We start from the raw sequence: 14,726 nt of genomic DNA on the forward strand, positions 1-14,726 counted from the left end.
CGAACCCACGCGAGACCGTTTCCATGAGTACGCCTCTGAAGACCCTGATCACCAAACTGGATCCGCTGTGCAGGCGGGCAGCCGAGCGTGCGGCAGGCGCGTGCCTTTCGCGCGGCCACTACGAAATCGAACTGGAGCATCTGTTCCTGGCGCTGATCGACGATCCCGCGTCCGACGTGACGCTCGCCCTGCGCGCGAGCCGCATCGACGTGCACGCGGTGCGTGCGGACCTGGAGCGCGAACTGCCGAAGCTGAAGACGGGCAACACGCGTACACCTGTGTTCTCCGTGCATCTGATCGCGCTTTTCGAACAGGCGTGGCTAATCGCTTCGCTCGATACGGAGTTCGGCCGTATCCGGTCGGGGCACCTGCTGCTTGCGTTGTTGAGCGCGCCAGATCTGGTCCAGCTTTCGCAGCAGATGTCCGCGCTGTTTGCCAGCGTGCGCGTGGCCGACTTGAAACACAAGTTCGACCTCCTCACCGAAGGTTCGGCGGAGGCCGAGCCGCATAACGCAGGGACGCCGGAAGCGTCAGGCACCGAACCGGCGGATGCGGCGCAGGCTGCGAGGCTCTCGAAGACTCCCGCGCTAGATACATACACGACAAATCTCACGCAGCGCGCGCGCGACGGCAAGATCGACCCGGTGATTGGCCGCGAAGCCGAGATTCGCCAGACGATCGATATTCTGATGCGCCGCCGCCAGAACAATCCGATCATGACGGGCGAAGCGGGGGTTGGCAAAACGGCCGTCGTCGAAGGGCTGGCGCTGCGCATTGCGGCTGATGACGTGCCGTTGCCGCTGCGCGGTGCGGCGCTCCACATGCTCGACATGGGCTTGTTGCAGGCCGGGGCAAGTGTGAAGGGCGAATTCGAGAACCGGCTGAAAGGCGTGATCGACGAGGTCAAGAAAAGCCCGCATCCGATCCTCCTGTTCATCGACGAAGCGCATACGATCATCGGCGCGGGCGGACAGGCCGGCCAGAACGATGCCGCGAACCTGTTGAAGCCGGCGCTCGCACGCGGCGAACTGCGCACGATCGCGGCGACCACGTGGAGCGAATACAAGAAGTACTTCGAGAAAGACGTGGCGCTTGCGCGGCGCTTCCAGGTCGTGAAAATCGAGGAACCCGGCGAGACCCTCGCGGCGTCGATGCTGCGCGGGATGGTCGGGCTGATGGAGAAACATTTCAACGTCCGCATTCTCGACGATGCGATTACGGAGGCCGTGCGTCTGTCGCATCGCTACATTAGCGGCCGGCAACTGCCCGACAAGGCGATCAGCGTGCTCGACACCGCATGCGCCAAGGTTGCGCTCGCCCAGAGCACGACGCCCTCGGTTATCGACGACACCAGGAGACGGATCGAGCGGATCGACGCCGAAATCGCCTCGCTCGAGCGCGAGGTGTCCGCAGGTGCTTCGCATGACGAACGACTTGGTGAGCTGCGCACCGAGCGCGAAGGCGCGAGCACGCAGTTGGCAGCCGATGAAGCACGCTACGAACGCGAGCGGGCAATCGTGGCCGAGATCGCACCACTGCGGGCGGCGCTCGATGCGGCGCGATCTTCCGTCGCGGAAGGCAAGTCGGTTGACGTGCAGGCAAAGCGCGAGGCACTCGCGGAGCGCGTCGCGGCGCTGCATGCGCTTCAGGGCGACGAGCCTATGGTGCCGATGCAGGTCGATGGACACGCGGTTGCGGAAATCGTTGCGTCCTGGACCGGTATTCCGCTGGGCCGCATGGTCAAAGACGAGATCGGAACCGTGATGAACCTGCATTCGCTGCTGGCCGCACGCGTGATGGGTCAGGACCATGCACTTGAGGCCATCGTACAGCGCGTGCGAACCGCTACGGCAAATCTCGAGGATCCGAACAAACCGCGCGGCGTATTCATGTTCGTCGGCCCCTCGGGCGTCGGCAAGACCGAAACCGCGCTCGCGCTTGCCGACATCCTGTACGGCGGAGAACGCAAGATGGTCACGATCAACATGAGCGAGTATCAAGAGGCACACAGCGTTTCGGGGCTGAAAGGCTCGCCGCCCGGCTATGTCGGCTACGGCGAGGGCGGCGTGCTGACCGAGGCGGTTCGGCGCAACCCCTATTCGGTCGTGCTGCTCGACGAGGTCGAAAAGGCGCACCCGGACGTACTCGAAATGTTCTTCCAGGTGTTCGACAAGGGCATGATGGACGACGCCGAAGGCCGCGAAATCGATTTTCGCAACACGTTGATCATCTTGACGTCAAATGTGGGCTCGTCCGCGGTAATGCAGGCGTGCCTGAACAAGCCAGCCGAGGATCTGCCGGATCCGGATGCGCTGACCGAAACCTTGCGGCCACAACTGTACAAGACGTTCAAACCGGCGTTCCTTGGCCGGATGAAAGTCGTGCCGTATTACCCAATTTCCGACGAGGTGCTGGCAGAGATCATCGAACTGAAACTGGAGCGCATTCGCCGGCGGATCGAAGCCAATCATCGCGCCGCGTTCTCGTGGGACGAAACGCTCGTCGACGCGGTGCTCGCGCGCTGCACAGAAGTCGATTCAGGCGCACGCAATGTCGATCACATCCTGAACGGAACACTGTTGCCGGAGATTGCGACTCGTGTGCTTGAGCGGCTCGCCGAAGGCGGAACGATCGACCGGATCACGGTGCGAGCCAACGACACCGGCGAGTTCGAGTACACGCTTGCATGAACGCTGCTGCGCGCGGCACACGATGACGCACTGAAGAATCCCTCGATTGCCTGAACCATGTCCATCAATCTGACCGAACTGCTGACACCGATCAGCGACACCTCACCGTGCGGCGAAGACTTGCTGTATTCGTCCGACTTTGATGCGATTCAGCACGCACGCCGCTTCGATGATCCCTCGCTCGACCAGGGGGAGTGGGTTACCGAGATCAAGGAAGCAGATTGGGGCTTCGTGGTCGAACAATCGACCACGTTGCTTCGCGCCCGAACCAAAGACCTGCGCCTTGCCGTGTGGCTGACCGAAGCGCTTGGCATGGACGAAGGCGTCAAGGGATTGACGCAAGGTTACGCCTTGCTGGAGGGGCTGTGCCGCGACTTCTGGGAAGGCGTACATCCCATAATGGATCGTGACGATGCCGAATATCGGCTTGGTAACGTCTCGTGGCTCGTGGCTCGTACGGCGGAACTGCTGCGCGCGGTGCCACTGACCGAAGGCGACTCTAATGCGTTCAGCATGGTCGACTGGGAAGTCGCCCAGCACGTGGCGCAAGCGGTGCGACGCAATCCGGAGCATGCTGACGACATTGCGCGCGGCAAGCCGTCGGTCGAGCAGATCGACGCGTCGAAACGGATGACGCCGGTTGCGTTCTATTCAGCGCTGCTCACGGATTTGAAGGTGTTCGCGGCGGCGGTCGACGCATTCGAGAAGGAACTCGAACAGCATGCGGGCAATGCGGCGCCCAGCTTCCGGCAGTTACACGATGCATATGAAAACGTGTATGGGCTCGCGGAGCGATTCGCGCGAGAGCAGGGGTATAGCGATACGCCGCCAAAGACCCAACCGGTGCAGGACAATGTGCCGGAGAGAGTGGAGCCAGGCTTCAAGACGCCGCTTCATGCGCAACAACCGCCCGCGCAGCCAGGAGTGGCACCGCATGCGGGGGGGGGCGGAGAAATCCGGAGCCGCTCGCAGGCCGTGGCGCAGTTGCGGGCCGTTGCGCGGTACTTCCGGCAGACGGAGCCGCATAGCCCCGTTGCCTATCTCGCGGACAAAGCGGCGGAGTGGTCGGAGATGCCGCTTCATGTGTGGCTTGAGAGCGTCGTGAAGGACGACGGGTCGCTTGCGTATCTGCGAGAGTTGTTGGGGGTGAAGGCGGAGTGATCCGGCGGCATCTGCCTCGTGGCGCTCAATCCCGATAGCGCAGGCGGGGATTGAGCAACCGGGCGACAAAAATGGTGCGGCGGGCTTCTTGAAGTGCAGCAACGTTGTCGAACTCGAAACGTTGGTTGCGTTGTCGTTCGGCTTTACGAACCTCGCGGATACCAATTCCATAGGTAACGAAATAGCGCAGCAGAAAGAGCGGCGACACCATGAATGCCGCCACCACTATCATCAGTAGCAGAGTCTTTCCGGTCGCGCCGAAGAGTGCCCCGACAAGACCGGGCATGGCAATCCCAAGTGCCGCTCCGATACTTGCCACGGCATTTGTCTGCGATGTTTTCTTGCCAGATTCCCCGGTTCGCACGATTCGCCGAACTTTCCCTTTTTCGATGACGAGCGCGGGATTCGAGAGTGTTTTATCAAACTCACTCCAGCTTCTACGCCGTTCCTTGTGGTAGCAAATCAGATAGGTGATTGTCAGCAGAACAAAGTAAGTAATTATCACCGCGATTCGCACCGCTTGTGGCAACCACGGATCGAGCGCCGTTTGGGTCATCGCGGCGATGAATAAAAAGAAATTGAGCGTAAGCAGCCATTTCAGCCCCTCATGGTAAGTCGTGTACCGGGTCGCGAAGAAGGACGCGAACAGGCTATACGCAAGTACGATAGCCAATAGGGGAAGAACAAGCCACGTGGTCGGCGGGAAACATAGTGCGACCAATCCGCTGGTTACGACGGTCATAACAAACAGAGCAATGGGTGTACGGATGAGTGCCTGTTCCATGTCTCTGCTTACCAATGATGTTCTGCCATGAAGCGGTCCCATGCGTTGCCGATGCGCTTTCCTGCGTAATGCGACACGAGTACCTGCACGCCGAGGCCGACGCCAAAGCCGATTGCCAGAACAGCCAGTGCCGGGAGTTCGGCGGGGAGGCCCAGGGTTGCGACGATAATGCCGGGTACATAGGCTCCTGCTCCCCAACCTGCCAGCCAGCCAGCAGCGTTAGCTGGCTGGCTGTGTGCCTCGAGGCTCATGAACTGGTGCAGGTTGTCGGCGTCAATGGCATCGAAAATGGCCTGCGGCCCTAACGCAAGCAGACCACCCGCGCTTACGCCGGTAATGTGACCGCCGACTGTTTCGCCGAAGCCGTCGATGTTCAGCCGGTTCCTGGCTTCAAGCGCTTCCAGTGCCGCCTGTCGATAGGCGGGAATGCGGACCACGTTCTGAGCGGCGCGGTTTCGCAAGACATAGCCCGCCGCCTTTTTGCCGGCGGGAATTTCGAACATCCATTTGCCGTCGACACGCGTCAGTTTCAGCACGTCGCCAAACCGCTTGCGCGCCGATTTGATCCCTTGATTGCCGCTTTTTCTCGCCCACGCCAACAACTTCTGACGCACGTCTTCCGGTATGTCCAGCAAGTCGGACGTTGGAGCTTTCTGGGCTGCGGAGAGTGCTGCGCCGGTAGCCGTTGCCAGCGTCGAACCGATGTTGGTCGGAGCGTAGAGACCATTTAGTACGTCGCCGCCCAATCCCGGCACGCTCTGCGCCTCCTTGTAAAGCTTGCCGAACTCCGTCTTGCTGAAACTCTGTTCGGCATCGCGCAATGCCTGCCGAAGCTGGACAAGCGTATTCAGACGCTCGTCCGGTGTCATTTCAGTGTCGTACTTGAGCTTTGCAATCAGATAACGGCTTGCCGCCCCCGGATCGGCCGGATAGCTGCCACCAATATCGAAAGTCGTAGCCGCCACGTCGGTACCCATGCCCAGCACCGGGCCGATCCCGGGGCCCGCTCCCGGTCCGAGCAGTCCGGGATGTCCGTACAGCGCCCCCGGATTTTCCGCCGTACAAGCATAAAAATCGGTATCAGCCATTTTTACCTGACTTGCTTAAGATGGGTTGGCAACGAGGAAATTCTGACCGGCTATATATTGCACAATGCTATGGCGACCAAACTGTTAAAGCCGGCTACAACTGATTTCGGGCGCAGGAAAATCCATCTATAATCGCCGGGAAGATTTTAACCGCCTTCGTGTCGAAAAACCACGATCTCTCGTGGATAGCGCCGTATGCGCATAGGGGAGCCGCATGCAGATGTCCGATTTCACCCAGATCCTGAGTTTGCAGAATAACAGGCTCTTTTCGCTCAAGACCCCGTTATCCGGCCAGTCGCAACTGCTTGTTAACGATTTCGCCTATCACGAGGAATTGTCGCGGGTCTATACGATCGAGTTAGGGCTGACGTCCCAGGATTCGACAATTGAACTGAAAGAGCTGATCGCCAAGGATCTAACGGTCGATCTGAGCATGCAGGACGGCACCACCCGGTATTTTCACGGCTATGTGACGCGTTTCGTGCATCTCGGCACGGATGGCGGATTGTCGACCTATTCGGCAACGCTGCGGCCGTGGTTATGGATGCTCGGCCGCCGGTACGATATCCGCATCTTTCAGGAGAAAACGTCGGAAGCCATTCTTCGCGAGGTTTTCTCCCAGTATGGCGCGATCGCCAAATTCGAATTCCGGGTCCGCAGGACGTTGAAGCCGTACAGCTATTGCACGCAGTACAGGGAGTCGGACCTGAATTTTTTCAAGCGGTTGCTCGAGCAGGACGGCCTTTTTTTCTATTTCGAACATGATGAGCAAGGCCACACCTTGATCATTACGGACGACTCCGTGGTAGCAAAGCCTATCGACGGCAATCCGGTGCTGCGGTATGCCACCGGAGAGATGTTCGACGAGGAAAACGTCGTTACCCAGTTTCGCGCGGACCGCAAGCTGGAGTCAGGCCGTGTCAGTCTCAAGACCGCGGACTACAAGGCGCCCGCCGCCCGCCGTTACGTCTCCGGCGACACGTTGACGAATCAGGGCGATGTCGAAAAGTACGAGATCTACGATTATCTCGGCGCTCACGGTTTCGATTCGACGGATCGCGGTGAGGAACTGATGCGGTTTCGCCTTGAAGCGCTGGAGGCGGAGGGCAAGGTTTTCATCGGCGCGAGCAACTGCCGCACGCTTACGGCTGGCCGCACCTTCCAGTTGACGGGCCACTACGATCACGACAGCGGCCAGGATGAGGAGCGCGAGTTCCTTGTGATTGCCGTCAGTCATCACGGCACCAACAACTTTCAAAGCGCGCAGGGATCGGCGACCTATTCCAACAGTTTCGTCTGCATTCGCAAGAAGATTCCGTTCCGGCCTTCTCTCACGACACCCAAGCCGATGATCGCGGGGCCGCAGACCGCTATCGTGGTGGGTCCCAAGGGCGAAGAAATTTATACGGATGAACTGGGCCGCGTGAAAGTGCAGTTTCACTGGGACCGGCTCGGGCAGATGGATCACCGCAGTTCGTGCTGGGTGCGGGTTGGGCAGGCGTGGGCCGGCTCGGGTTTCGGCGCCGTCCAGGTTCCCCGGGTTGGCGACGAGGTGGTCGTGTCGTTTCTCGACGGCAACCCGGATCGCCCTCTCATCATCTCCCGCGTCTACAACCAGCAGAACCCGCCGCCATGGAAGCTCCCCGAAAATGCGACGCAAAGCGGCATCCTGTCACGCTCCACAACGGGCAGTTATAGCACGGCCAATGCGATTCGCTTCGAGGACAAGAAGGGGGCCGAGGAGCTATGGCTGCAGGCGGAAAAAGACATGAACGTCGTTGTCGAGGACGCGCAGACGACGCAGGTTCTCGGTGGTGACCGAACTATCACGGTTGAAAAGGGGGACCAGAAAACTACCGTCTCGGCGGGCAATCTGGTGGACACCGTAACGCAGGGCGATACGAACCAGAAGACGCCGGCTGGCACCCATACGATCGAAACGAAGGAACTCTGGATCAAGGTGGGCGGCGACGACGGCACGAAGATCCACATGACCGGCGATGCGATCGAGATCTACAAGGGCGCGTCGAAGATCACGATCGACGGATCGCAAATCAAGGTCCAGGCGAGCAATACCCACATCAACCCCGACAACAAACCCTGAGGGCTGACCAGCCGAGCCACAGGAACGGACGAGATCATGTACCAGATGCAGGAAGGGACGTTGTCGTTGCCACCCGAGTGGCTCGACAAGACGATGAACGTGTTTGTGTCCGCCTCGACGGGCACCGAGGGTGTGAGCTTCGTGATTACGCGGGAGCGCCTGCCTTGGGGCATGCGGTTCGAGGAGTACACCGCGGGGGAGGCCAGAAAGCTGGAAAAGCAGGTCCCGGGTTACGAGTTCGTGGCTGCGAGCGAGTCGCAGGTGTCGGGGCGCAAGGCCTCGGTGCACGACTTCAAATGGTTGAATAACGGCTCGCCGGTCCAGCAGTTGATCACGATGGTCGAGCATGGCAAGCAGGTGCTGATGCTCACGTTCACGGTTCCCGGCCATCTCAGCGACACGCAAAGAGCGCAGGTGCAGGCCGTCGTGCAGAGCCTCAAGTTAAACGAACCGAACTGAGCGATACGCGATCATGGCCGACCAGGACGTGAATAACACGGACTCCGAAGTACCCTCCGGCAGTGCGGACGAGCGGCTCGCATACCTCAATACGCTCGAAGACGGCGACGCGACCAAACAGCAGCAGATGAAGTGGGTCGACGGCGCCAACTACGGCATGCTGGGCGCAGATGTCGGCTATGGCAGCTACGCAGCCGGGGCGGCGGCGCTCGCTGCGCCGGGTGCCACGGGCGCGGCGGCGGCAGGCGCCGCCGCCCTTGCCGCCGTGCCGGCTGCCGTGGCGCTGGGGGGGGCGTGGCTACTGGGGAAGATAGGCGTAACCGGTGCAATTGAGAAGGGAGCCGAGCGCGTAGGGGATGCGCTCGGCCTGACCATCGGGAATGGCGATCCTCACCCCGCATGCGTGGATGACGAGATTGCCCATTCGTCGGGATTCTGGGGGATGGTGGCGGGCCTCGCCACCGGCGTCGCGATCGGCGCAATGGTGGCGGCGACGGTGGCGACCGGTGGTCTGGCCGGCGCGCTCATTGTCGGCGCCTGCATGGCCGGGGGGCTCAGCCTTGGCGGCGCCCTCGCGGCGGCAAGCCAGCACATGGGCAGCAACTGCGGAAAGATAACGACTGGCTCGTCCGACGTCACGTTCGAAGGGCGGAAGGCGGCAAGAGTGACCGATGTGGTCGCCTGTTCGAAACATTCCAGCTCGCCCGAGCCTCTGGTCGAGGGTAGCCGGACGATCACGATCAATGGTTTGCCGCTCGTTCGGATCGGGCACTCCACTCACTGCAGCGCCAAGGTCAATTCGGGGCGCAAGAGCGTCTGGGCCGACACGACGACTGGACAATACGGTCCCAGGAATCCCGAGCTCTCCGCCGCTGAGGAATTCCTTGCCGGCTTGCTGGGCGGCCTGATCGGCGCAAGGATTGGCGGCATGCTCGGCGAGGCGTTGAAAACGCCCGAGCCGACAGAAAGCGCGGAAATCAGCGGCAAGAATGACGAGGTTTCGACCTGCAAGAAAGACCCGGTGGATGTCGCGACCGGCGAAATGCTGGAAATTCGCACCGATCTGGCCATTCCCGGGGTATTGCCGCTCGCGCTCAGGCGCCGTTATCGCACCCGGTCGGACGACAAGGGGTTGCTGGGTTACCGCTGGTCCGACAACTGGTCGCAACGCCTGACAATCGACGACGGGCGGTTCGTGCGATTCCACGACGGTACCGGACTGGCGATTGGTTTCGACGCCCCGGACGTGGCGCTCGACGGCGTCAACCTGCGTGAGCCGCGCTATCGGCTTATTGGCAGTCGCCAGGAACCGCGGATTCTGGACCGCAATACCCGCCAGTTGCTGGTCTTCGCGCCGCTGGTCGAGGGACATTCGTCGCGCCTCGAGCGGATCGAAGATCTGTCCGGCAACACGATCGCATTGGCGTACGACGCGGGTGGGCGCCTGAGCGGACTGGCGCACAGCGACGGCTACCGGCTCGAGGTCGTGTATCACGGGAAAGACCATCGTCCGCAGCGTATCGTGCTGCACGACGCGGACGGAAGTCTGCGAACGCTCGTCGATTACGGCTACGAACGGGGCAGGCTCGTGCAGGTGGCGAGCTTCCAGTTCGGCCAGTTTCACTACGCGTACGACGAACGCGGCTGGATGACGCAGTGGCGGGATACCGATCAAACCGACGTTCGGTATCGGTATGACGACGCCGGGCGCGTGGTCGAGACGGGTACCCGGCAGGGTTACCACACGGGACGATTCGTCTATGAGGCCGGGCGTACGCGCGTGCTCGACGCCGACGGCGAATGGGTTTACGACCACGACGACGAAGGTCTCGTCAGCGCCGAAACCGATCCGCTCGGCCATTGCACCCGGTCCGAATGGGAGCTTGGCCGGTTGGTGGCGCGGATCGATCCGCTCGGACGGCGCACGAACTACCGCTACGATCACCGCGGGCAACTGACCTCGGTCGAGGAAGTCCCGGGCCGCATCATCGGCTTCGAATACGACGACGAGCAGCGACTCACCGCGACGATCCTGCCCGGCAAGGAACGGATCAGGCTCGAGTACGATCATCTTCACCGGTTGACCGCCAGGATCGAGCCCGATGGCACGAAGACGGCCTACCGGTACGGCTCGCATGGGGAACTGCTGCGCATCATCCAGGGCAAGCGCGAGACGCGACTCGACTACGACGACCGGTTGCGGCTAACCGACATCAAGCTGCCCAGCGGCGCGCATCTCCGGCGCAAGATCGACGTGCTGGGCCGCGTGCTTGAGGAAACGTCGCCCGAGGGGCACGTGACCCGTTTCGACTATGCCGCAGGCCCGGACAATCCGCGTGGCTTGCTGAGGGCCGTCACGCGGCCGGACGGGTCGACGACGCGGGCGCAATACAACAGCGAAGGACTGCCCGTCGAGTGGACCGATCCGCTTGGACGCACGGTGCAGAGGACCTACGGACCGTTCGACCTCCTGACGGCCTCGATCGATGCCGCGGGGCATGCGACGCACTTCGGGTACGACCATGCAACCCGGCTGACGAAGGTCGTCAACGCGCTCGGCGAAACCTGGACCTACCGCTATGACGCAGCCGGCCGCCTTGCGGAAGAAATCGATTGGGGCGGCCGCGCGACGAAATACGAGCGGGACGCGATTGGCCGCCTCCTGACGAAGACGCTGCCCGACGGCGGACAATGGCGGTACGCATACGATGCGTTTGGCCGCCTGACCGGAGTCGACGCCGGTGACGTGAAACTGGCCTACCGCTACGACGTACGGGGACGGTTGGCCTCGGCGGAGGTGCGCGGGGAGCAACAGTCTCACGTGACGCGTCTGGCGTACGACCGGAACGGCCGCCTGATCGGCGAAGATCAGCATGGCGAACTGCTGCGGCACGTCTACGACGTCGACGGCCAGCGTCAGTTGCGGATGACGCCGCGCCGCGAGACGGCGTATGCGTACGACACGCTCGGTACGCTGACGCGGGTGGGTGGGCTGACGATCGAGCGCGACGGCCTGGGCCGGGAGACCGGCCGGCAGGCGGGCGACTTCATTGCGCAACAGCAGTACGACGCACTCGGGCGGCTACGGCGGCAGATCGCCGGGCCCGCGCCGGCGCTCGAGGCTTTGCAGACCGATCCGGTTTGCGCGCTCGAGCAACTGACCCGGCAGGGGTATCACTACGATGCCGCCGGACAACTGGAGCGGATCGAGACGGACGCCGACATCTCGACCTATCGCCGCGACGTGCGTGGGCAGGTTATCTCGGCCGAGAGCTTGCTGCAGCCCGCCGAACACTTTGCTTATGACGCGGCGATGAACATCGCGGCGAACGGACAACAGGCGCCGGTGGATGTACACCGCTATGGCCGGGGCGGCTTGCCTGAGCGAGTAGGCTATGCGCGTTACCGGTACGACGCGCGCGGGCGCACGATCGAGAAGACGGTCGAGCAGCCAGGCTTCCGGCCGAAGATCTGGCAATACACGTGGGACGGTCTGAACCGGCTCGTGAAGGTGGTGACGCCGGAGCGCGGCGTGTGGGTGTACGGCTACGACGCGTTCAACCGGCGGGTGGAGAAGCGCCAGGTGGGCGGGCGCGAGGCGGTGAAATTCCTGTGGGACGGTCCGGCGCTGGCCGAGCGATGGGTCGAGCAGCGGGACGGCACGACCGGGGAGGCGGTGACGTGGCATATCGAGCCGGGCAGCTTCGCTCCGCTGGCGCAGGAGACGGACGAGGGCCTGTATCCGGTTCTGACCGATCAGGTGGGCCTGCCGAAGGCGGTGTTCGATGCGCAGGGCAAGGCGGTGTGGAAGGCGTCGTACTCGCTGTGGGGCAGGCTGCTGCCGGCGCTGCGGGCGGCGAACGACGATGATGGTGCGTGCGGGATCGATACGACGCTGCGGTTTCCGGGGCAGTGGGCGGATGATGAATCGGGGCTACATTACAACCTGAACCGGTACTATGATCCGGAGACGGGGCAGTATCTGAGCACGGATCCGATTGGGTTGCACGGTGGTCTACGCACTCAGGCTTATGTGCCGGATCCGGTGCTTTATTTCGATCCTTTAGGTCTTGCTATATGCGCCTTTCGATATGAACGTTACAAAATCTATCGTGAGGCGGGGTATTCTGCGGAAGATGCCGCAAAATTTTCAAAGCTGGGGAGTTCTAGTTTTTATGTCAATAGTAATGGAGTAGCATTACCGGCCGTCGGCTATCGTTACATGGACAGCCGCTTTGCGGCGACAACTGCGAGTACATTGCAAGCACCATTAAGTTATTTTGGATTTTCAGATCTATCTTCTGGAGCATCCGTGCGCGACGGATTCCAGATATTCTACGAAGAGGGGAATCCTGATTCGTGGAGCGATGGGCGCTTAAAGGGAGAATTTGATACATTACAGCTATTTAGCCAAGATGGATCAGTTAACGCACGAGTCCCATTTTCTAATGGAGATAATGGTACAGATCTTGAGCCCATAACCAGTGCATATCCAGAATATGGGTCAGGAGGCCAGGCGCAGCTTCTGCCAGCAGCACCTGGCACTAAAGTTAGTCTTGATAACGTTACATTATTACCCGAAAATGACCCCTGATGAACTTCGAGTCAATTTAATTCATCTTATTGAAAAATATGCTCAACCACAAAAGAAGCGGGAGGATTTGTTAGCACTTGTCGTTCGAGATAGAATTCCAACCAAACACATTTTGGCCGAACTGACATCGGACTTATCTGGGAGAAGTTCTCCGGAAGATCAAGCACTGCTGAAGGAGATAGTATTCAACTATTGTTGAATAATCAGGCCTGAAAAATCACAAAATTTTGTGAATTGAGTCTTCGAATCAGAAATGCAGCTGTGGGAATTGTAGAAACTTGGCACATTAACACGAGAATCCTGCATCTTTTGATGAGATACAGATGGAGCTGAAGGCGCGGTTGAAACACTCTAAGCGAAAAAGCTCAATTCGTCAGACCCCTCGGGGACGAAATTTCCTTACCTTGCATATGCAGGTTGGAAGTGAACGGCGCTGGCCGAGCGATGGGTCGAGCAGCGGGACGGCACGACCGGGGAGGCAGTGACGTGGCATATCGAGCCGGGCAGCTTTGCGCCGCTGGCGCAGGAGACGGACGAGGGCCTGTATCCGGTTCTGACCGATCAGGTGGGCCTGCCGAAGGCGGTGTTTGATGCGCAGGGCAAGGCGGTGTGGAAGGCGTCGTACTCGCTGTGGGGCAGGCTGCTGCCGGCGCGGCGGGCGGCGAACGACGATGATGGTGCGTGCGGGATCGATACGACGCTGCGGTTTCCGGGGCAGTGGGCGGATGATGAATCGGGGCTGCATTACAACCTGAACCGGTACTATGATCCGGAGACGGGGCAGTATCTGAGCACGGATCCGATTGGGTTGCACGGTGGTCTACGCACTCAGGCTTATGTGCAGGATCCGGTGCTGTGGGTGGATCCGCTGGGCTTGGCCCCTTGCTTTGAACCGATGGCGCGACAGCGAAACGAGGCGTTTTGTTAAAACAGCCGACGGCGTTGATTCTCATTGGGATCAATTTAGAGGCAGTGCCTCATATATAACTCCAGCAAGTGCGCTTGATACTTACGGACGCAATCCTATTGGACGCCCTGATGGGCAATTTGTTATGCCATCTTCGTATTTAGACAGTCTAATGAAATCCGCTGGTGGGAGTGTGTCCGAACTTGAACAGGCGCTTGGAATTCCATCCGGATCGTGGTAAAGAACTCCTCTTAGCCGTATTGATATTCCAGATCCGCCGTCGGTTGATCTTCGTATAGCAACAAGCAACGAGTCGGAAGCGAATGCTCTTTGGAAGCCAGGAGGGTATACATCTGGCAGTATTCCGGAAGCAGTTACGGACCAAATCCCTGCTGGAAGCTATATTGAAAATCCCTTGTGAATATTTTAAATATGATTGAAATGGACGAGTTCAATGAACCATGGTTATATAGAGTATTTTTTAGGGGAAATTTGCCAATCATGGCTGTGCTAATGGGCGGATTTTCTCAATATGAAAGGGAAATAATCTTGACGGAGGCTCAATATGAAACATTCCGCAAGGATCGCAACGCCGCACGAATTTTTGCAACGGCCATATTGAAAGGACAAATCGCTCCCTAAGCAACGTAAAAGCTCGGTCTGCATGCGGTGCAAGCCACCGTGCCGTCTTGCACCGCATGACTGAGCGTGGCACACCGCACGCCGTCAAGGCCAGGCTCTGCGGGCGCGCGTTGCGCTGCCTTGACGGGTTCCGCGCCGGAGCGGTGCGCGACGGCGAGCGCAGTTCTGGAGCGGTGAGGCACACGGCCCTGTTTCGCGGGGGGTTTTGGGGGGGGGGGGGGCCCCCCCCCCCCCCCCCGGGGGGGGGGGGGGGCCCCCCCGCCCCCCCCCGCGGGGGGAGTAAAAAATATTTTTTAT

At 60.4% G+C, this 14,726-nt stretch carries 7 protein-coding genes and 1 pseudogene; 6 read left to right on the top strand and 2 right to left on the bottom strand.

Translation table 11 applies throughout. The annotated features are described in order from the left end of the window. Positions 1 to 23: 23 nt before the first annotated feature. A complete protein-coding gene (tssH, locus tag V8683_RS21120; protein ID WP_411192964.1) occupies positions 24 to 2,690 on the top strand; it encodes a type VI secretion system ATPase TssH in 2,667 nt (888 codons plus the stop codon). A gap of 57 nt (positions 2,691 to 2,747) precedes the next feature. Next, entirely contained in the window at positions 2,748 to 3,851 is a 1,104-nt protein-coding gene (tssA, locus tag V8683_RS21125) for a type VI secretion system protein TssA (RefSeq protein WP_411192965.1), read from the top strand. Positions 3,852 to 3,876: 25 nt separating this feature from the next. On the opposite strand, the gene V8683_RS21130 is transcribed toward tssA, so the two are convergent. Together V8683_RS21130 and V8683_RS21135 are read right to left on the bottom strand one after the other, a co-directional pair. Then, the gene (locus V8683_RS21130) at positions 3,877 to 4,635 is read right to left on the bottom strand and encodes a hypothetical protein (protein ID WP_411192966.1); all 759 of its coding nucleotides are present in this window, start codon (positions 4,633 to 4,635) and stop codon (positions 3,877 to 3,879) included. A gap of 8 nt (positions 4,636 to 4,643) precedes the next feature. Continuing rightward, entirely contained in the window at positions 4,644 to 5,723 is a 1,080-nt protein-coding gene (locus V8683_RS21135; RefSeq protein ID WP_411192967.1) for a hypothetical protein, read from the bottom strand. 214 nt (positions 5,724 to 5,937) lie between these two features. On the opposite strand from V8683_RS21135, the gene V8683_RS21140 reads away from it, so the two are divergent. The 4 genes and pseudogenes from V8683_RS21140 to V8683_RS21155 form a co-directional block, all read left to right on the top strand. Then, on the top strand, positions 5,938 to 7,827 hold the full coding sequence (locus V8683_RS21140; protein ID WP_411192968.1) for a type VI secretion system Vgr family protein: 1,890 nt from the start codon (positions 5,938 to 5,940) through the stop codon (positions 7,825 to 7,827). A gap of 36 nt (positions 7,828 to 7,863) precedes the next feature. Then, on the top strand, positions 7,864 to 8,286 hold the full coding sequence (locus V8683_RS21145; protein ID WP_411192969.1) for a DUF1795 domain-containing protein: 423 nt from the start codon (positions 7,864 to 7,866) through the stop codon (positions 8,284 to 8,286). A gap of 13 nt (positions 8,287 to 8,299) precedes the next feature. After that, positions 8,300 to 12,880, top strand: a complete 4,581-nt coding sequence (locus V8683_RS21150) for a DUF6531 domain-containing protein (protein WP_411192970.1) — start codon at positions 8,300 to 8,302, stop codon at positions 12,878 to 12,880. A 433-nt stretch (positions 12,881 to 13,313) separates the two neighbouring features. Beyond that, positions 13,314 to 13,766: pseudogene (locus V8683_RS21155) on the top strand (RHS repeat-associated core domain-containing protein); the annotation flags it as partial. Positions 13,767 to 14,726: the final 960 nt, after the last annotated feature.

This window comes from Paraburkholderia sp. AV2, assembly GCF_054968425.1.